The sequence below is a fragment of the Flavobacteriaceae bacterium HL-DH10 genome (assembly GCA_031826515.1).
In the GTDB taxonomy this organism is placed as follows: domain Bacteria; phylum Bacteroidota; class Bacteroidia; order Flavobacteriales; family Flavobacteriaceae; genus Thalassobellus; species Thalassobellus suaedae.
On record CP134536.1, the window covers coordinates 1,406,693 to 1,428,222 of the forward strand.

The following is a 21,530-nucleotide window of genomic DNA, read 5'->3' on the forward strand; positions in this document are numbered from 1 at the left end:
TATTGGTTAGTTGGGTGTTATTTTTTTAAACTAATAATACTATCATATGCTTTTTTAGCTTGTAACCTTCTATCAAAAATCATCGGATAATTTGTACGTCCTTCAATAGGCCAATTGTTTAACCAAGTATGGCTATCACTTAAACCCCAAAAAGTAACTCTACTAATTTTATCTTGATGCTTTAAAAACAATTTAAAAATATCCTGATAGCGTTTTGTGAATTTTATTTGAATAGAATCTGGTAGGCTTTTAGAATAAGGATTCATTTTTTCACTACTTTCAAAATTCTGACTTACCTCTGCTCCTACTAAATCCCAAGGACTAGGTAAAACATTAATATCAAGCTCTGTAATAGCTACTTTAACACCAAGTTCAGCATAAGCTAAAATACTTTCTTCAATAACTTCTATAGATGGTGAATCTAACCTCCAATGTCCTTGCATACCAATACCATCTACTTTTATGCCTTTGTCTTGAATACGTTTTATCATCTTAATAGCACCATTTCTTTTATCAACACTGGTCATATTATAATCGTTATAATACAAGTCAGTATCGGGGTCGGATTCAGATGCCAATTTAAATGCGTACGCTAAATAATCTTCACCATAAGTATCTAAAAAAACAGAATTTCTTAAAGTCCCATCTTCATTTAATGCTTCATTTACAACATCCCAAGAATTTATTTTTCCTTTATATCTACTAACAATAGTTTTTATATGGTTTTCCATAACAGAAGCCATTTCTGCACTGTCTTTTATTGTTTTAAACCATGGTGCTAATTGACTATGCCAAATTAAAGTATGACCATGAATAAACATGTTATACTTTTTACCAAAGGCTACATATTTATCGGTTAGTTTAAAATCAAATGTGTCTTTTGATGGATGGACAAACATTGATTTCATAATATTTTCGGCAGTAATACTGTTGAATTCCTTTGAAATTAATATCGTTTCTAAAGAATCTTGTTCTTCTATTTGGCTTTCATTAATAGCTACTCCCATATAGAAATTCTCTTTAAACTCATTTTTTAAAGAAATAACTTCTACAGGTTTTACTTCATTAACTTTTTTACAGCTTATTACTAATAGTAATAGAGCTATAACAACTAAAAAGGGTTTTGTTTTTTTCATTTTTTATTTAATTAGTTAAACCATCTAGAAAACCAAATAATGCTAGTTTATAATTATATCCTGAATTGAATAATAATGGCCATTCGCTTTGATTATTATAAAAATCTAACAACCAACTATCGGTATCTCTCATGCCCCAAAATGTAATTCCAAATTGTTGAGCTTCATGAATAGTTTTATATATGGTTGCTAATTGTTTGTATCTTTCTTTTTGAGCATTTAATCTTTCTGTTGTGAGACGAGTTAAAGCTTTATCTTTATTAACAGTCAAATCTACTTCAGAAAAATGGATTAAAAGACCAGTATCATCTTCTGATTTACTACAACTCATAAAAAGCACTAAAACAACTAGTGTTATATATTTTAACATGCTATTCATCTTTAATTCTTTTAAAGCTTTGCTCAGGACCTAAATAAGTTTCTTTTAAATTGCTTCTTTCCGTTTCTATGATAATTTTTTGAAGTACTAAACCTTCATCAACTCTATAATAATTCAGTGTATGATTTCCTGTTTTATCAATTTCAAATTCAGTAGTAATAACTTTAATTTTATCTGAAACATTTGTGTGCCAATTGCTTGGTACTTTTCCGTTATAATTAAAAATATTAGGATCTGAATCGTAATTTATTTGAATAGGTTTTTCTTCATCGAAAGACAAACCATAATACATACCTTCTCTGGTAGCATAATTAATAGTTGGTGAAAAATACATGCTCACTTTTACAGTACCTGTCGTTTGGAAATTAACATCGTAAGACAATTTAGGCGAACTCTCCTTCAATGTAACTCTACCTTTTTCTATTGGTAATGAAATTATAGAAGAACCCGTTTTACCAAGGTTTTCAACAACAACCCATTTAAAAGTTTCTGGTTCCGATTTATTTGAAAAATGATTTGCATCAATCGCTATAAAACCATTATTCTCAACAAAACCTTTAGTCTCTTTTAAATCGGTATTATGTGTTTGGACATAAACGGGAATCATTTTTTTATTAGCCTTAACAAAAAAAGATGTTTTATGTAATCCTTTAGGAGCTTTTTCCCAATCTATACTAACCTTTATTCTTTCTTCTTTGTCAATAGTTCCTTTTGTTTTAGAAAAGGTTATCCATTTAGATTTTGAGTTTATTTTAAAATTGAAAGGTTCTTGTCCTCTATTAAAAACATCAAAATAGAATATGTTATTTTCAAAAGAAGTAAAAGTTGGTAAAAGAGCATCTTCTGTAGCATTTGGCCACCATTTTTCAGAACCTTCAACAGCAATCCCAACTTCTGAATTATTTGGTAATTTTATAGTTTTTGTTTCAGGCATAATGTTTTCGGATGGTGCTCTCCAACTTGTCGATCCAATATATGCTTGAGACATCATATGATTCCATTTTCCACTAGACATGATTTTATTATAGTGATTATCAAATTCAGCTACTTTTTTAAATAAATCATTCGCTTTTTTAGCTAGTACATTTGTGGAAGTTCTTCCTTGTTCTGCATATAGCTTATTTTTCGCTACGGTAACATATAATTCGTTAAGATTCGCGCCAGATAAAACATGATAAAGTACCAATTGGTAAAAGGCGTCTTTATATTCTGGTTTTAAATTTTTATTAATGTCTTTAGCTTTTTCAGCTAATTCATTATATTCTTTAACAACCCTTTCAGCTTCATTATAATGAATTAAACTATAGGTTTTAGCATCTAAAAGCTCAGGAGTTCTACGAGCATTATACTTTGTGTAAAGCTTTAAAATATTGGCTATATCTTCTGTAAATTGACCATCAAAATTATCTCTAGCCCACTGGTAATAATAATCTTGTAGATTACTGGCATCCCACTTTTCAGGATTCCAAGCATAGTCTAAAAAGAAAGAAATAGGAAATTCCATAGGTTTAATATCACCAACATTTACAATCCAAACCTTATCTACACCATGTTTATAAGCTAAATGCATTTGCTCCCAAACACGTTCAATTTGGTTTGTGTTTGTCCATTTATAACTTCGTGGACCACCAACATAATCAAAATGATAATAAATACCGTAGCCACCTTTACGGGGTTTCGCATTTAAGCTTGGTAATTTTCTTAAGTTACCCCAATTATCATCACAAAGCAGTAATGTAACATCTTCTGGAACTTGCATACCTTTATCATAATAATCTTGAACTTCTTTATAAAGTGCCCAAATTTGAGGGGTATCCTCAGCAGGTTTTTTAGTTACTGTACTAATAATTTCTCTTTGTGTTTTAACAATATCCTCTAACAACCCAATTGCGGTGCCTTCAGTCATTGCCTCATCACCATCACCTCGCATACCAATTGTTACTAATGTTTCTTTATTACCCATACGCTCAATACCACCTTTCCAAAATGCTTTTAAACCCTCTGCATTCGTATTGAAATCCCATGTGCCATTTTTAGACTTTTCCCATTCGGCATGAGACCGAACTAAAGGTTCATGATGGGAAGTACCCATAATTATACCATACTCATCTGCTAAATCACCATTTTCAGGATCATCAACATAAAATTTATTTCCCCACATGGCAGGCCACAAATAATTTCCTTTTAATCTTAAAATAAGTTCAAAAACCTTATCGTAAAATTTAGAATTAAGATCACCAAAATTTTCATCTGCCCATCCAGTCAATGCAGGCGCTTCATCATTTATAAATATACCTCTATATTTTACTTTAGGTTCGCCCAAAGTATGAATCCCTGGAAGCACATGTAATTCCAATTGTTTTTTAACAGGAACATCTGCCCAGAAATACCAAGGAGACACGCCTATTTGTTTTGAAAGATCATAAATCCCATATATTGTTCCTCGTTTGTCTGAACCAGCAATAACCAATGCTTTTTTAACGCCTGCCATAGGATTTTCGATAATTTGAGTTGTAAATTTCTCTAGCGTGCCTTGAAGTTTACTAGCATCTATTTTACCTTCTTTTGCTAATTGGTCAATTATTAAACTCTTACCCAAAGTGCCAATAATTACTATATAATCTTCGGTTTGAGAAATAGTATTGATAATGTTTGGTTGAATACCCGTAACATTTTTAAGATCTTTTTGCAGATGACCTGTAACACGAATTACTCCTGGAAAATCGTTATTACTTACTAAAATAGAAGCAACTTTAGAATTACTTGCTAAAGGGAAGCTCCCCTCTAAAGTTTCAGAAGACACATATTTTTCTGGATTGATACCTTGCATACCATTAACAACAGAAAATAGTAATGTTAAAAATATGGTTATGGTGGTTTTTTTTAGATTAGTTGTAAAAGTCATTTTTTATTAATTTCCTGGTGCAAAAGGGAATTTTAATGATTCAAAATAGTTTAAAGTTTTAGTTGGTGCTTCAACACCTTTTGGTAAAGTTTTTTTAGAATATTGCTGAAAGTATAATAAGCAAGCATCTCGCCACCATTTCGCCTCTTTATATTGGATGTTTAGCAACATTTTAACTTCGTTATATCTCTGAAAATCCACATATGGCTTCATAGCATTCCAAGTCTTTAACATAGCCTCTACTTGATTAACACCTTCTTGATATTTTAAAGCCATTCCATCCCAAAGTGTTTTTCCGTTTTTTAATTTATAATCCCATGCTACATGATGAAACCATAATAAAAATTCTTCTGGACAAGTATTTAAATCATTAAACATCTTGGCTACTTCAGGTGCATATTGCTCCACAGCATTACTTCCTGAAGTACTTCTATCAAAACCAATGCCTTGAGCATCTGCTTTGTGGTAATAGACTGGATTCCATTCTGGTCTTGACAAATTAGAAACCCATGGTCCAGGACCATAATGATGACCCGTTGCCATAATATGATGCAAACCTAAAGGTGTCATATAATTTACTGTAGCTTCTAGAGAAGCTAACATAAACTCTTTAACAGGTTGAACAAAATCATTGGCATTAGAAAAAGTAGATTTTATCCATTCATCAGCAATGTTTTCAGAGGTTAAATACGGATTCCATGCAAGGCGACCAAAACCATACCAATTGGCTTGCAAAAACACATTCCCAGTCCAATTTCTATCGGCACCAATATTGCTAACACCCGCCATTCCTGTTAGTTTTTTATTATCAAGTGTACCATCAATAACTTTAGCAACAGTAGACGCTTTACCTTTTCTGTAAGTATCTGCATCTAAAACTTCTTTATACATAGTTGGAAGAAATACAGAATGCGTACTGCAACCTAAATATTCTTGTGTTATTTGAAACTCCATCATTAAAGGCGTTTTTGGCATAGCACCAAACATAGGATGAAAAGGTTCCCGAGGTTGAAAATCTATTGCGCCATTTTTTACTTGAATAAGAACATTGTCTTTAAATTGTCCATCATAAGGAACAAATTCTGTGTAGGCTTGTTTTGCTCTATCATTAGCATCATGCTCCGAATAAACAAAGGCTCTCCACATAACAATGCCACCAAAAGGAGCTACAGCTTCAGCCATCATATTGGCTCCATCTACATGGTTTCTGTCATAATTTTGAGGTCCAGGTTGCCCTTCAGAATTTGCTTTAACCAAAAAGCCTCCAAAATCAGGTATCGATTTATAAATTTCAGCTGTTTTATCTTTCCACCAGTTAATAACACCAGCATCTAATGGATCGGCTGTTTTTAAACCTCCAATCTCGATTGGAGCAGAAAATCGTGCCGTTAAGTATACCTTAATACCATAAGGTCTAAAAATATTTGCTAAAGCTTTAACTTTCTCTAAATATTGAGGCGTTAAAATTAAGGCATTGGCATTTACGTTATTTAAAACAGTACCATTAATACCTATAGATGCATTTGCTCGGGCATAATCTATATAACGCTGATCTATATAATCTGGCAACCTATGCCAATCCCAAATAGAAGCTCCAGAATAACCTCTTTCTACTGTTCTATCTAAATTATCCCAATGATTTAAAACTCTTACTTTTAATTTAGGAGCATCTACAATAGATAGATTTTTAATAGATTTATTTGTTTGTATTAATCTTAAAAAATTAAATACACCGTATAAAACACCAACGTCTGTTTTTCCAGATATAACTATTTGTTTTTTCCCTTTTAATGTGATTGATTTAATAATAAAGCCTTCTTCATTTATCGTATTAAATTCTTTTTCTAATAAACTTGAAATATCATGACTTAAAGATGCTTTAGATCCTAAAACTAGGACATAATCATTAATATTACTTTTATTTACTTTAGACAAATACACCTCTCCTAACATTCCAGAAAGCCCTCTTTCTAATTCATTTAAACCAATGTTTATCGTTTCAGAATCACCAAAAGGTATTAATCTTTTAATATGAGATTGGTATTCTTTTCTTAAAGATTCGTTTTCAATAAAATCATACTGCAACCACAGCTTATATCCATCTTTAGCAAAGCTATTTAAGTTAATTATACATAAAAACAGAATAAGCAAACGATATCTATTCATCATAAATCTTATTTTAAAACAAACCATAATTTCTATTAAATATTAATATCAAAAAAAAATCAAATAAATACGCATTGTACAATATATGTATAAATTCATTGTGAAAACAAAAAATATATTTAATTTGCAATCGGTTGCGTAAATCTAAAGCATTCCTATTAAATATAAAAATTTTTAATCTATTTTTACTGTTATTTTATTTCCCAACTTAATTAAAGAAACCATTTATATGAAAAATTCACTACTAAAAGCTTTATTGTTAATATCATTTATCACCATTATAAACTCCTGTAAACAAGAGGAAAACAAAATTCAAAACACTAATAATAGCAATATTAAGCTACAGGATACTTTTGCTTTTTACAATCCTTCACTTTCAATTAAAGACAGAGTACAAGATTTAATGGGGAGATTAACACTTGAAGAAAAAATAGGACAAATGATGAATGGTACGCCGGCAATTGAACGTCTGAAAATTCCAGCCTACAACTATTGGAATGAAGCGCTTCATGGTGTTGGTCGCACTTGTTCTGCAACCATTTTCCCTCAAGCTATTGGATTAGGAGCTACTTTTGATGCCGATTTAGCGTATCGTGTTTCCTCAGTAATTTCTGATGAAGCTAGAGCTATTTATAATGCTACCAATAAGAAAGGCTACAACAGGCAGTATAATGGTTTAACATTCTGGACACCTAATATTAATATTTTTAGAGATCCTCGTTGGGGTCGCGGACAAGAAACATACGGAGAAGACCCTTATTTAACTTCTATTATGGGAGCATCCTTTGTTAAAGGTTTGCAAGGAGACAATCCAAATTATTTAAAAACGGCAGCTTGTGCTAAACATTTTGCTGTGCATAGTGGTCCTGAAAAAGTAAGACATGAATTTAATGCCGAAGTAAACCAAAAAGATTTATGGGAAACCTATTTACCTGCTTTTAAGGCATTGGTTGATGTTAATGTAGAATCTGTAATGTGTGCATACAATAGAACAAATGGGGAACCTTGTTGTTCCAGTAATTATTTAATTACCGATGTTCTTAGAGATACGTGGAACTTTAAAGGTCATGTTTTAACAGATTGTAGCGCTTTAATAGATTTCTACAAACAACCTGATGAAGGTGGTCATGGCGTCGTGAATTCTGATGCTGAAGCTGCTGCTCTAGCCGTAAAAAGCGGTGTAAGTCTTAACTGCGGACCTACTTATCAAGCCTTAAATGATGCTGTTAAAAAGGGATTAGTTACAGAAAAAGAAATTGATAAACAATTAGAAATTTTATTACAAACAAGATTTAAATTAGGCTTGTTTGACCCTAAAGGTAGTAACCCTTATGATGCTATCTCTATTGATATTGTAAATAGCGAAACCCATAGAGCACTGTCTAAAGAGGTGGCTCAAAAAAGTATAGTACTGCTAAAAAACAATGGTATTTTGCCTTTAAGCAATGATTTATCTAAGTATTTTGTAACAGGACCAAATGCCGCTAGTATAGAAATACTTTTAGGAAATTACTACGGGGTAAATTCTAATATGGTTACCATTTTAGAAGGCATTAGTGCAGCAATAAAACCTACAAGTCAGTTACAATTTAGATTAGGAGCCATGCTTAACAAGCCATCTATAAACCCAATAAATTATGCAACTGGACATGCTGGAAATAGCGATGTAACCATTGTAGTATTAGGGGTTTCTAGTCAATTAGAAGGTGAAGAAGGGGATTCATTAGATTCAAATACTGCTGGAGACCGATTAGACTATAATTTACCTGAAAATCAAATAGATTACCTAAAAGAATTAAGAGAAACTGCCAACAAAGACTCAAACAATAAAAAACCAATTGTAACAATAATTACCGGAGGAAGCCCAATAAACCTTGCAGAAGTAGAAGCCTTGTCTGACGCTGTTTTATTTGTTTGGTATCCTGGTGAAGAAGGCGGAACTGCTGTTGCCGATATTCTTTTTGGTAATGTGTCGCCTTCGGGAAGGTTACCAATTACGTTTCCAAAATCCTTAGACCAACTACCTGCCTTTGACGATTATTCTATGAAAGGACGCACATATAAATATATGAATGAAACGCCATTATACCCATTTGGTTTCGGATTGAGTTATACAACTTTTGAATACACTAATATTGAGGTATCATCTCCAATTATTTCAAAGGAAGAAAACCTTATTGTGCAAGTTTCTGTTACCAATACAGGACATGTAAAATCTGATGAGATTATACAAGTTTATATTTCAGATCTAGAAGCAACAGTTAGTGTTCCAAACTCTCAATTAATCAACACGAAACGTATAACATTAGAACCCGGAAGTACTGAAAACATATCATTTCAGTTAACACCAAAAGATTTCGAAATTGTAAAAAATGATGGTAGTAGAACTATAGAATCTGGTGCATTTAAAATATCTATAGGTGGTTCTAGCCCAATGAAACGAAGTTTTGAACTTGGGGCTTCTAAAATGTCTGAAATTTTAGTTAACGTAAAATAATTTTCAAAAAATGAATACATTTAAAGCTTTAATTATAGCTCTAGTCATACTAACTTCTAATACTATACTTAGTCAAGTTAAGCTTCCTAAATTAATAAGTGATGGCATGGTGCTGCAAAAGGATGTCAAAATTCCCCTTTGGGGATGGGCAAGTCCTAATGAAAAAATAACAGTAACCTTAAACGAAAGAAAACACAGAACTAAGGCATCTACAAAGGGGAACTGGAGCTTGAATCTCCCTAAAATGAAAGCAGGTGGGCCTTACACCATAAAAATATCTGGTAAAAATGATATCGAAATAAAAGACATTCTAATAGGTGATGTTTGGCTTTGCTCTGGACAATCCAATATGGAACATCAATTATATAGACATGATATTATTTATGCAAATGAAATTGCTACCGCTAATTATCCCGAAATACGCCATTATAAAGTACCTAAAACTACTAGTATCTCTGGAGAAAAAGAAGATTTAGAAGGCGGTAAATGGCTAAAAGCAGTAGGCGAAGAAGTGAGACCTTTTTCAGTAGTAACTTACTTTTTTGCGAAAAAAATATATGAAAAATACCATGAACCTATAGGCCTTATTAATGCGAGTGTTGGTGGTACACCAATTGAAGCTTGGATTCCAAAAGAAGGTTATAAAAACTTCCCAGACATCTTAAAAATAATTGAAGAAAATAAAGATACTGCTTTTGTAAATAGTCAAAAAAGAACGTTTCCCAATGCTACAAAAACTCCAAAAATAACAGATAAAGGCTTAATTGGAGAAAAACCTTGGTATGCTGTAGATTTTGTTCCAAAAAACTGGAGAACAATTAATATTCCTGGATACTGGGAAGACCAAGGTGTTAAAGATTTAAATGGTGTAGTATGGTACCGCAAAGAAATTGATATTCCACAATCCATGGTTGGTAAAGAAGCACGCGTTTTTCTGGGAAGAATTGTAGATGCCGACGAGTTATATATAAATGGTATAAAAGTTGGAAACACAACCTATCAATATCCACAAAGAAGATATACATTACCAGCTAACACTCTAAAATTAGGTAAAAATATTTTTGTAATACGTGTTACTAATAACTCTGGAAAAGGCGGTTTTGTTTCAGATAAGCCTTATTATATATGTACAGCAAATGACACTATAGATCTTAAAGGTTACTGGAAATACAAAGTAGGTGAGGTTTTTAAACCTCGCAGCAATTTCTTTTCTTCATCTACTAAAAAGCAACGAACAATAAACCCTCAGAACGAACCAACATCCCTTTATAATGCGATGATAGCGCCTTATAATCAATATCCCATAAAAGGAATTCTTTGGTATCAAGGCGAGAGTAACACGGGGCAATCAAAAAAATATGAAGGCTATATGCATGCCTTAATTTCTGGTTTAAGAACAGTATTTAATAATCCCGAAATTCCATTTATATATGCACAACTTCCAAATTTTATGGATGTATCCTATTCACCTTCAGAAAGTGGTTGGGCAGAGTTTAGACAAACTCAACTTAAAGCACTTTCTAATCCTAATACAGCAATGACCGTTAATATTGATTTAGGAGAATGGAATGATATTCATCCAGAGAACAAAAAAGACGTAGGAGAACGTATGGCTCTTGCAGGACTAAAACTAGCATATAATCAAGATATTGTTTATTCAGGACCGATATACAAAGATCATAAAATAGAAGGCAACAAGATGATTCTTTCATTCGCTCATGTTGGTAGTGGATTAATTGCTATTGATGGTGAAGCACTGAGTGAGTTTGCTATTGCTGGTGATGATAAAAACTTTGTTTGGGCAGACGCTAAAATAGAAGGCGATAAAATAATAGTTTCTAGCGAGCAAATTTCAAATCCAAAATATGTGCGTTATGCATGGGCAGATAATCCAGATAACCCAAATTTATTTAACAAAGAAGGCTTGCCTGCATCACCTTTTGAAACTGAATAAATAATTTTATGAAATAAAAAAAGAATGACACTTACTTGAGACAAATTTGTATAATAGTAAGTGTTTTTTTATTTCCTTTTAGAAGATTCTCTAATAATAACTTCAGTATTTAACACCCGTGTTTCTTTAACCTCATCTTTATCTTTAGACTTTAAAGTTTTCAAAATAATTTCTGCTGAAGCTTGACCCATTTTAGATCCAGGGTTGGTAATTGTTGATAAATGAGGTTCTATAATTTGTGAAATGGGGTCATTATTAAAACCAATTACAGCTAAATCTTCAGGGACTTTAATACCTCTTTTTTTCGCACATTGTATAGCACTCACTCCTAAAATATCACCTGGAGCAAAAATTCCATCTGGTGGATTTTTTAAATCAAGAAGTTTATTGGTAGCTCTAGCCGCCTCTTCTAAAGTTATTCCGTCTAGTTTAACTATAAGTTCATCTTCAATAGGAAGGTTAAATTCTTTTAAAGCATCTAAATAGCCTTTTTTTCTTTCATAATATATACTAAATTCCGATCCTGCAGCAAGGTGAGCTATTCGTTTACATCCTTGAGATATAAGATGCTTTGTTGCCTTATAACCAGCATTATAATTATCAATTATAACTTTATATGTATTAAACTCTTCTTTGGGTACCCTATCAACAAAAACCAAAGGGGTATTACTGTCTATAAATAACTGAAAATGCGACGTATCTTTTGTCTCCATAGCTAACGAACAAATAATACCACTAACTCGATTATTATATAAAGACTGAACTAAATTAACTTCGCCTTTATAAGAATCATGAGACTGTACAATAATAACATTATACCCTGCTTTTTTTGCAGTAATTTCTATGCCACTAATTAATGAGGCAAGAAAAGGCTGTTCGATGGTAGGTAATAAAACACCTATTGTTTTTGTTTTTTTACTTCTTAAACTAGCTGCCAGATTATTTGGACGATACCCCATTTCTTCAGCCGTTTTTTTAACCTTTTCAATAGTTTTTTTACTAATACTATGATGATCTTTTAATGCCCTAGAAATAGTAGAAGTAGCTAAATTTAGTTTTTTTGCAATATCATAAATAGTAACTTCTGTATGTTCTTTCATTCAATAAAAAAATTTAGTAAATATAATACATCTTTAAAAAAAAGATATATTATATTTAAACTATCAATTAAACAACCAAAATATGCCTATTTTTTCTACTGTTTTTTTAAAAAATTTATCTATCCTAAGTTTATTAACTTTATTCATTTCATGTAAAAAAATTTTCAACTCTAAACAATCGGTTGCGAACCATGAATATAGCACTTTTTTTTGGTTTAATTACCAAGGTAAAGATGACTCTTTCAAATCTATTTCAAAAACGAATGATTCATATATAAACCCTATTTTATCTGGTTTTTATCCAGATCCTAGTATTTGCTATGCCAATGGTAAATTTTACTTAATAAATTCATCATTTTCATACTTCCCAGGGATACCCATTTTTGAAAGTATAGACCTTGTTAATTGGCATCAAATAGGTCATGTAATTACTCGTAAAGAACAAGCAGATTTTAGTGGCTTAAAAGTATCTAAAGGCATGTTTGCTCCAACTATAAGGTATCATGATGGTACGTTTTATGTCATTTGCACAAACGTTGAAGCGTCTGGAAACTTTATTGTAACTGCTAAAAACCCTGAAGGTCCTTGGTCAGACCCTATAATTCTTCCAGAGGTTGAAGGTATAGACCCAGACCTTTTCTTTAATGATGATGGCAAAGTATATATCACACATAATGGTGTACCGCCAAATAATATTTCGAAACATGAAGGTCATCGTGCTATTTATATGTTTGAATATGATTTGGAAAACAAAAAAGTCATTGGCGACTCTAAACTACTGGTGAATGGTGGTACGAGCATGGATATAAAACCTGTTTGGGTTGAAGCGCCTCACGTTTTTAAAAAAGACAGTTACTATTATTTAATTTGCGCTCAAGGAGGTACCAGAGATAATCACTCGGAAGTAGTGTTTAGAAGTAAAGCTGTTTTTGGTCCTTATTTAAGTTATGAAAACAACCCTATACTAACACAGCGTCATTTAAATCCTAGTAGAGAAAATGCAATTTCATCAACAGGACATGCCGATTTTGTAGAACTGCCTAATGGCGATTGGTGGTCTGTGTTTTTAGGCTGCAGACCTTATGAAGATGATTTATATAATACAGGTAGAGAGACCTTTTTAATGCCTGTATCTTGGGAAAATGGTTGGCCAACTGTTGTTGGTGGCAAAAACCCATTACCTGTTATACATAAAAAACCAAACTTACCAATATCACAAGAACCAATAAAACCTACCACAGGTAATTTTGTGTCTCATGACGATTTTAATAAAAACACCTTAAACTTTAATTGGAATTTTATAAGAACACCTTTAGAAAATTGGCACAAACTAGATGGCGATAATTTGCTTATAAAACCTAGAACAGAATCCATACATACTAAGACAAATTATTCGTTTATAGGAAGAAGGCAGCAACATTTACAATTTGAAGCATCTACTAAACTGTTTTACAAAGTAACAGATACATTACAAACAGCAGGCTTAGTGGCGTTTCAAAATGAAGATTTTTATTTATTAATAGGAAAACGTTTAAATAAAAATGGCAATACTGAAGTGTTTTTAGAAAAAAATGCAGGTCCTTTAGATGCCAGTAAACCTACTATTATTACAAAAAAGGAATTAAATGAAAACACAGATGACTTGTTTTTAAAAATAGAAGGTGAAAAACGTTTTTACAATTTTTATTATAAAACAAAAGAAGAAGAACCTTGGATATTATTAGGAGATCACATGGATGCCTCTATATTAAGCACCAATAATGCAGGTGGTTTTGTTGGTACGTATTTGGGAATGTATACGTCTTTGAAGCATTTTTAGACGTTCAAAAAATTATCTTTTACATATTAAAAACAAAAAAGTCCAACATTTCTGTTGAACTTTTTTTGCTCCTTCTCTTGGGCTCGAACCAAGGAGGTTATTGCTTTGATTTTTAAAATATTACTATATTACGCATGTAAAAGACACCCATTTGTTCACCTCTTTATTTAGCATAAGATTAATCTTGTGGTCTGGATGGGACTCTATAAAAAATTCATAACACATTAAAAATAAAACCCTTTATATTTTTAAATTCTAAATTTGTATATTTATTACTCCCTTTTAATGAGAATTATTAATTAGCAAAATCTCTAATAATTGTTAATGCTTTATAATTCATGATTAAGAAAACCTTACTATTCTCAAATAAATGTTCTATTACTACTTCTAATGAGCAATTAGTTATAAAATCAGAAAATAGAAATAAAACAATACCTATTGAAGACATTGGCTATATTGTAATAGACCATCACGAATCCTTTATAAGCATTCCTGCACTAAATAATTTAATTAATAACAATTGCGCATGCATTATTTGTAATGATAAACACCTTCCTAATGGCATGCTATTAAACTTAAATAGTCATCACATTCAACAAGAAATATTTAAACACCAAATAAATGCAAGCATCCCTTTAAAAAAACAATTATGGCAACAAACAATCATTGAAAAAATTAATAACCAAGGGTTGTTATTAGAAAAAATAACTGGAGCAAAAAACAAGTTTGAATATTTAGCAAGTAAGGTTTTGAGTGGAGATACTTCAAATATGGAAGCTGTAGCAGCAAATTTTTACTGGAAGTCTTTTTTTGAAATTGATTTTAAAAGAGCCCGTTTTGGTAATTATCCTAATAATTTTTTAAATTATGGTTATGCTATTTTAAGAGCTGCCACAGCTAGAGCACTTTCTGGTAGTGGGCTATTAAACACCTTAGGTATTCATCATAAAAGTAAATACAATGCCTTTGCTTTAGCTGATGACATAATGGAACCCTTTAGACCTGTTATAGATGAAATAACACATCATATAATGCAGCATTATGATGAGCAAGAACTTACAACAGAAATAAAGTCTGAGATTCTATCTATATTAACTAGAACCGTATATTTTAAGAATGAGAAAAGCCCATTAATGGTAGCGTTACAAAAAACAGCAAGCTCTTTACAGCAATGTTATTCTGGCAAAAGAAAGAAGATTAAGTATCCTAAGCTATGGAATTAAATGGATACAGGATTATGTGGCTATTTGTATTTTTTGATTTACCAACCGAGACCCCTAAAGACAGAAAGAATGCTGCTGGCTTTAGAAAAAATATTATGAAAGATGGTTTTACCATGATGCAATACTCTGTTTATATGCGGCATTGTGCAAGCAGTGAAAGTGCAGATGCTCATGAAAAAAGAATAAAAAAACTGTTACCTCCACTAGGCAAAGTAAGTGTTTTAAGAATTACTGATAAGCAATTTGGTAATATTATGAATTTTTGGGGACGTGCAGAGCAGCCAAAAGAACCACAACCCACACAATTAGAATTGTTTTAAATTAAAAAATGCCTCAATATTGCCTTATCACTGCAAAAAAGAAGCATTCTTTTTAACGATATTTTACTTTAATTATATGATTATTAGAAGGTAACAAGCCAACTAATATCATGTTTTCTAATCTTTAATCAAACCACAACGAGCTAAATAAAGGGCATGTAATTTTTAAAATATCATGTTTTCTAATCTTTAATCAAACCACAACGCACAAACAATACCTGCTTTTGAAGACGGTAATATCATGTTTTCTAATCTTTAATCAAACCACAACCCAAGGGGTAACACTACTTGTAATGGCATTAATATCATGTTTTCTAATCTTTAATCAAACCACAACATATTACATAGTCATCATTTAAACCATGTGAATATCATGTTTTCTAATCTTTAATCAAACCACAACGTATTTAATTATCATTTTCATTTTAGGACTAATATCATGTTTTCTAATCTTTAATCAAACCACAACAGTATATCTCATAATCGGACAAACCTTTTTAATATCATGTTTTCTAATCTTTAATCAAACCACAACTTGCGTAAGGACTTCCTTTATGTTTGTGATAATATCATGTTTTCTAATCTTTAATCAAACCACAACTTTGATTAGGTTTTCTAATTCGGGTGCTAAAATATCATGTTTTCTAATCTTTAATCAAACCACAACTAATACTAATAATAGAAGTGATAATTCTATAATATCATGTTTTCTAATCTTTAATCAAACCACAACTCCAAACGCTACATTACGAAACAGATCTGAAATATCATGTTTTCTAATCTTTAATCAAACCACAACTAGAGGAAGTTACTTTAATAAAAGACCACGAATATCATGTTTTCTAATCTTTAATCAAACCACAACGTATATAAAGAAGGTTCTTATTATATTGATAATATCATGTTTTCTAATCTTTAATCAAACCACAACTGGCAGATATAGAACACGAACTAAGCAATTAATATCATGTTTTCTAATCTTTAATCAAACCACAACTAAAGCCCCATCTTTAACAGATGACTTATAAATATCATGTTTTCTAATCTTTAATCAAACCACAACCTATCGCTCACCTGCTCTTCTGCAAATGGAATATCATGTTTTCTAATCTTTAATCAAACCACAACAATCCCGATGATGACAAACCATTAATATCAAATATCATGTTTTCTAATCTTTAATCAAACCACAACATGAGGAAGACGTAGAGCGTCAGGAAGAAAAATATCATGTTTTCTAATCTTTAATCAAACCACAACACCAATATTCAAATATTGAAAAAGACGATTAATATCATGTTTTCTAATCTTTAATCAAACCACAACTACTTCCATCGAATTTAAACATACAAATGGAATATCATGTTTTCTAATCTTTAATCAAACCACAACATTAGCTTATCGTTAACAGTATCTAACGCTAATATCATGTTTTCTAATCTTTAATCAAACCACAACTGTTATGGAATTATAATACAACCATGCATAATATCATGTTTTCTAATCTTTAATCAAACCACAACAGCAATTACGTATAGGTGGTGTTGGCAATGAATATCATGTTTTCTAATCTTTAATCAAACCACAACAGGAGCTAAATCTATTAAATCTTGTAAGGTAATATCATGTTTTCTAATCTTTAATCAAACCACAACGGTATGTTATAAACAGTAAATTCTACTCATAATATCATGTTTTCTAATCTTTAATCAAACCACAACTCAAGCTTCAGTTAGTGAATCAGCAAGCAAAATATCATGTTTTCTAATCTTTAATCAAACCACAACGAAGCTGTTAGTTGATATGATCTCGGATATAATATCATGTTTTCTAATCTTTAATCAAACCACAACGATCGGCGATGGATCTTTGACGGACAATTTAATATCATGTTTTCTAATCTTTAATCAAACCACAACACATTAAAATTGAATTATGAAAAGAGCAGTAATATCATGTTTTCTAATCTTTAATCAAACCACAACCCGAGATTTAATAGTAACCAATTGCCTCTTAATATCATGTTTTCTAATCTTTAATCAAACCACAACGACTCAGAAAGTGTGTCGAAGTCTATAAACAATATCATGTTTTCTAATCTTTAATCAAACCACAACGGCTATACGGTAGATAAATTATATTTCTTTAATATCATGTTTTCTAATCTTTAATCAAACCACAACGATAATTGTTTCATTTTGCCAGTTCTAAAAAATATCATGTTTTCTAATCTTTAATCAAACCACAACTGTGAGTGAATTATAATATAACCATGCATTAATATCATGTTTTCTAATCTTTAATCAAACCACAACGCTTCATAGAAAACAAAAGGCAGTTATTTCAATATCATGTTTTCTAATCTTTAATCAAACAAAAAAATATGTCAATGAACTTTCTGCTTATAATTCCAAAAATGACCAATTATACTTTTTGAATTTTTCCTGAAACTGAGATTTTTATTTTTATAGGAGTAAATGATAGCCATCCTGTTTTGCCCTCACCAAAACTTTGAATTCTTACATAATATGGTTGATAGTTATTTTGAATTGAAGCCTCTGTATTCAGTCTAAATTCATAGAATTTCGAAGACAACTTTTGAGTTCTATACAAATGCTCTTTTAAAAGCTCATAATTTGGTTTTTCCCAATTAATTTCATCTTCATTTATTCCTAATAAAAACATATCATTAATATGTAATGTCGATACTATTTCTTTACCTCCTTCTGGTAATTTATAAACAGGTAATCCTTGTCTTTTTCTTTCAACTACGGTCCAAAAAGTAACCACAGCTTCTTTTAAAACATCTTGCTCATCTTTATAAATTAAAACATGGTGATTATTTCTTGGGTTTACCCATTGGTTTAAGTTGTCTTTTAATTGTTCTGCACCACTAAAATTCTCTTTCATTCTTACTCTTAAAATAGGTACAGGACTACCATTTTTATTAGGTAGGAATATTTGCGGTTGTTTTATACCTTTCTCATCAACTACAAAAAAGGTATTAGCTGGAATTTTGTTTTTTACAAAACCACCTAACTCTTGTACCTTCTTTAAAATTAATAATCTGATTGTTTCATCTACAACCTTGTCTATATGTTTTGAAGTAGTTAAAGTATCAATTGGTTTTCTAACATGGAAAGCTTCTTCACTAAATGGTGCTTTACGTTTACCAAAAACAGTTTCTTTATGTAATTGCCCTCTGGCTGCAACTCCTTTATTTTTATGTTTCTTTCCATTCTTGATTGTAATATGCGTTCTCACGGTAATATCTTTAGCTACTCGCTTATGAGATACTAAAATATTTTCTACAGCCTTTTCTGCATCATAATTGAAAGTCTTCCATGGTAATGGGAAATTTTTCATTTCTGAGTTTTTTTTATATCTATTCCATTTTGTTAGCTCTTGTACATAAGCAACTTTTGTGCAAGCCATTACTAAGGCATCAATAGCGTGATGACGATGGTCTTCACGAGACTTAGAATTCTCATTGTTTAAAATATGATTAAGCCCCCATTTATGTCTTAAATTTGAAGTTGCTTGCCCTGGAGACACAATAACTTTATCACAAATTTTAGAAAGATAATTTTTAGCTTCTTTACTTATATATCTTGTATCATTTAATTGTCTTGAAGTAAAATCATCATCAAAATTTTGCTGAATAAATCTTTTAAATTTTTGATAGGCTTTAGGGTATTCTTTAGTATCAGAAAACAATTTTAATGCACGTTCTTTTATTGTAGACCAATTGGCTTCATCATTACCATAAAATTCAAAGGGTGTTTTGTTTCCTTTTATTCTATTTTCATCTGCCCAACATAATGTTTTATTACTATAACTGTCATTTAAAGACCTGCTCCAAGGGTGAATATGCTCTATTTGTACCTGTCCTGAAAATAAATCTGTAATAGAAATACCTTTTCCTGTGTACGGACATGTTTTTTTACATTCTTCCCAAAGTTTAAATTTTAAGATATTATCGTGTGTAATACGCGTGTATTTTTCTACTTCATGTTTTACTCTATCATTTTCTGCTTCTAAACGTTTTTGATTTCTTCTTACAGTATTACGTTGTAATTTAGATGCTTTTAAATCGCGTGCCATTTCTACCTTTATTTCATCTATCTGTCCGTATTCTTTAATTAGTTCATTTACTAACTTTCGTAATTCAAATAACGCTGTAATTACAATAGGATTTCTAATAGATTGTATTTCTTTATCGGCTTCTTTCCCAACGGGTAACTTTCTAACTAAAGTTTTAGCATCTATAGTTGCAGAATGATGATATAGCTTTTTTAATTGTTTATCATTAAAACCAAAATCTTTGCGGAGTAATGCTTTAATGGTTTCAATAAATCCGCCTTCAATTTTAGAACGTACTATGCCTTCTACATTATCAATTAGCTCCAATTGATTTTTATTAGCTTCAGGTGTATCATTCTGCCATTTATCGCCAAAAGTATTTTTAATCCCACCCATTACTACAGCAACATCGTAAGTGTAACCTAGTTGCATAAAGGGTAAAATATTGTTAATTGCTTTCCTACTTAAACTTGAATAACCGTCTTTAACATTAAACTTAGATATAGCTTCTGCTTGAACCTCGTTAAACCCCCACTTTTTAATAGCATAGTCTTTTAAATTAGATTTACTATCAAAAAAATAAAGCACATGCCAAATATCATCTTGTTCTTTTTCAGTAAATTCAAACCATTTTTTTTCAAAATATTTTTTATTAGATAAATTTGAAATGGTATGTGTACCAACTATTTTATCATTGTCCTTATAATTAAATTTATGCTCTGCGCTTTCTTTCCCAATAACTTTTCTTATTCTTTTAAATACAGGTTTATCTACAGAATACAGAAAGTTTACAATTTTTTCTTTGTCTTCTTGACTTATTTTTAATCCGTTACATTCAACTGTATTTACCCATTGCCAAACCCTAAACTGTTCAAAAACTATAGAACTTATTGGACATTTGGTTTTTGTAGGTTCAAAAGAACAATTGCCAACTAAATGTTTTTGAGAACGCAAAGGACGTTGATGAAATAAAATACCATCCTCTTTATAGTCATCTAATTTTCTGCCTCCAAAAAGTGTTTTTAAGTCATTATTTAAAGCTTCATGAAATTGAGCTTGTTTATTCCAGATTAGCTCAAATTCGTCAACATACATTTGACGTGTTGTATATCTATTTCTAATACGCTCTAAACCATCTTGAAAAGGTGTGTTTTCTTTTGGATAAATTTGGTATAAATATGACCCTAAGGTTTTGTCTTGAATACTTTCAAGAGTTTCAGTAATACCTATTTTACCATCTTTTGCATTACCTTTAAAAATAGCACCATCATCTTTACCTCCTTTTCTACTATTACTTAAAAAACCTCTACGTTGAATTAAGTGGTAAAATATGCGTCCTATTTCTTCTAAGGTCAATTCTTCTTTTAATGCTTTTTGTCTTAATTCATAAGGATTTAAAGCAAACCAACTGGCTAATTTCTTTTCAGGAAACCGCTTAGTTTTTTTCCATTCTTTAAAATCAGATTCAGTTAATGGGCACATGTTGTATTTTGAAAGTGCATTTAACAATATTTTCTTTCTTAAACGTCTTCTAAAAAACTGACGTCTAACTCCTCTTGCTCCAGTTCTACTCGCATTTTTAGACATTTCATTGTCTCCATCTCCTAAATTTTCAACACCCATTGGAAAAATTCTACTTCCAATGCCTAGTATTTTATCTTGTTCATCATCTATTAATGCCCAACCAATACTGTTAGTTCCTAAATCTAAACCTAAAATTTTTGACATCTATTTTTAATATTAAAGAATTATTAAAAATACAAAAAAATAACGTAAGATTTTACGGGATTTATCATAGGCATTTCTGTATTATTTTGTTATATTTGACATAGATTAAAATTTCTAATCTTTAATCTTATCACAATAAGGCTATATGCCGTAGATGAAAATCTTTAGTCCTGCTTCGGTGGGACTACTTTTTTTAAACTATAAAGGTCATGACTAGACC

At 31.0% G+C, this 21,530-nt stretch carries 11 protein-coding genes and 1 CRISPR repeat array; of the genes, 5 read left to right on the forward strand and 6 right to left on the reverse strand.

All coding sequences use genetic code 11. The annotated features are described in order from the left end of the window. Nucleotides 1–17: 17 nt before the first annotated feature. From RHP49_06170 to RHP49_06185, 4 genes are read right to left on the reverse strand one after another with little or no spacing between them, the layout of a single operon-like run. Entirely contained in the window at nucleotides 18–1,136 is a 1,119-nt protein-coding gene (locus tag RHP49_06170) for an endo-1,4-beta-xylanase (protein ID WNH13840.1), read from the reverse strand. Nucleotides 1,137–1,143: 7 nt separating this feature from the next. Further along, nucleotides 1,144–1,506 (reverse strand): endo-1,4-beta-xylanase, encoded by a 363-nt coding sequence (locus tag RHP49_06175; protein ID WNH13841.1) that lies wholly within the window; start codon nucleotides 1,504–1,506, stop codon nucleotides 1,144–1,146. 1 nt (nucleotide 1,507) lies between these two features. After that, on the reverse strand, nucleotides 1,508–4,420 hold the full coding sequence (locus RHP49_06180; GenBank protein WNH13842.1) for a glycosyl hydrolase 115 family protein: 2,913 nt from the start codon (nucleotides 4,418–4,420) through the stop codon (nucleotides 1,508–1,510). A 6-nt stretch (nucleotides 4,421–4,426) separates the two neighbouring features. Next, nucleotides 4,427–6,586, reverse strand: a complete 2,160-nt coding sequence (locus tag RHP49_06185; protein WNH14385.1) for an alpha-glucuronidase family glycosyl hydrolase — start codon at nucleotides 6,584–6,586, stop codon at nucleotides 4,427–4,429. Between the two features lie 229 nt (nucleotides 6,587–6,815). Here RHP49_06185 and RHP49_06190 point away from each other — a divergent pair, with 229 nt between their 5' ends. Both RHP49_06190 and RHP49_06195 read left to right on the forward strand, forming a co-directional pair. Beyond that, on the forward strand, nucleotides 6,816–9,083 hold the full coding sequence (locus RHP49_06190; protein WNH13843.1) for a glycoside hydrolase family 3 C-terminal domain-containing protein: 2,268 nt from the start codon (nucleotides 6,816–6,818) through the stop codon (nucleotides 9,081–9,083). Between the two features lie 10 nt (nucleotides 9,084–9,093). After that, nucleotides 9,094–11,037, forward strand: coding sequence for a sialate O-acetylesterase (locus RHP49_06195; GenBank protein ID WNH13844.1), 1,944 nt, complete (start codon nucleotides 9,094–9,096; stop codon nucleotides 11,035–11,037). Between the two features lie 68 nt (nucleotides 11,038–11,105). On the opposite strand, the gene RHP49_06200 is transcribed toward RHP49_06195, so the two are convergent. Then, nucleotides 11,106–12,137: a LacI family DNA-binding transcriptional regulator gene (locus RHP49_06200; GenBank protein WNH13845.1), complete on the reverse strand. Its 1,032-nt coding sequence runs from the start codon at nucleotides 12,135–12,137 to the stop codon at nucleotides 11,106–11,108. A gap of 82 nt (nucleotides 12,138–12,219) precedes the next feature. Between RHP49_06200 and RHP49_06205 the strand changes: the two genes are divergently transcribed. From RHP49_06205 to cas2, 3 genes are all read left to right on the forward strand, one after another. After that, nucleotides 12,220–13,956: a glycoside hydrolase family 43 protein gene (locus RHP49_06205; GenBank protein WNH13846.1), complete on the forward strand. Its 1,737-nt coding sequence runs from the start codon at nucleotides 12,220–12,222 to the stop codon at nucleotides 13,954–13,956. A 338-nt stretch (nucleotides 13,957–14,294) separates the two neighbouring features. Then, entirely contained in the window at nucleotides 14,295–15,179 is an 885-nt protein-coding gene (gene cas1 / locus RHP49_06210; GenBank protein WNH13847.1) for a type II CRISPR-associated endonuclease Cas1, read from the forward strand. Continuing rightward, nucleotides 15,170–15,499 (forward strand): CRISPR-associated endonuclease Cas2, encoded by a 330-nt coding sequence (gene cas2, locus RHP49_06215; GenBank protein ID WNH13848.1) that lies wholly within the window; start codon nucleotides 15,170–15,172, stop codon nucleotides 15,497–15,499. Before cas1 ends, cas2 begins: the two co-directional genes overlap by 10 nt. Nucleotides 15,500–15,603: 104 nt before the next feature. Further along, nucleotides 15,604–17,880: a CRISPR direct-repeat array (repeat unit 36 nt; unit sequence AATATCATGTTTTCTAATCTTTAATCAAACCACAAC). Nucleotides 17,881–17,923: 43 nt separating this feature from the next. Here cas2 and cas9 read toward each other — a convergent pair. Then, a complete protein-coding gene (gene cas9 / locus RHP49_06220) occupies nucleotides 17,924–21,310 on the reverse strand; it encodes a type II CRISPR RNA-guided endonuclease Cas9 (GenBank protein ID WNH13849.1) in 3,387 nt (1,128 codons plus the stop codon). Nucleotides 21,311–21,530: the final 220 nt, after the last annotated feature.

Bases quoted from the DNA above. Each gene is read 5' to 3' on its own strand.
- RHP49_06170 (WNH13840.1), bottom strand. From the start codon at position 1,136: ATGAAAAAAACAAAACCCTTTTTAGTTGTTATAGCTCTATTACTATTA.
- RHP49_06175 (WNH13841.1), bottom strand. From the start codon at position 1,506: ATGTTAAAATATATAACACTAGTTGTTTTAGTGCTTTTTATGAGTTGT.
- RHP49_06180 (WNH13842.1), bottom strand. From the start codon at position 4,420: ATGACTTTTACAACTAATCTAAAAAAAACCACCATAACCATATTTTTA.
- RHP49_06185 (WNH14385.1), bottom strand. From the start codon at position 6,586: ATGAATAGATATCGTTTGCTTATTCTGTTTTTATGTATAATTAACTTA.
- RHP49_06190 (WNH13843.1), top strand. From the start codon at position 6,816: ATGAAAAATTCACTACTAAAAGCTTTATTGTTAATATCATTTATCACC.
- RHP49_06195 (WNH13844.1), top strand. From the start codon at position 9,094: ATGAATACATTTAAAGCTTTAATTATAGCTCTAGTCATACTAACTTCT.
- RHP49_06200 (WNH13845.1), bottom strand. From the start codon at position 12,137: ATGAAAGAACATACAGAAGTTACTATTTATGATATTGCAAAAAAACTA.
- RHP49_06205 (WNH13846.1), top strand. From the start codon at position 12,220: ATGCCTATTTTTTCTACTGTTTTTTTAAAAAATTTATCTATCCTAAGT.
- cas1 (WNH13847.1), top strand. From the start codon at position 14,295: ATGATTAAGAAAACCTTACTATTCTCAAATAAATGTTCTATTACTACT.
- cas2 (WNH13848.1), top strand. From the start codon at position 15,170: ATGGAATTAAATGGATACAGGATTATGTGGCTATTTGTATTTTTTGAT.
- cas9 (WNH13849.1), bottom strand. From the start codon at position 21,310: ATGTCAAAAATTTTAGGTTTAGATTTAGGAACTAACAGTATTGGTTGG.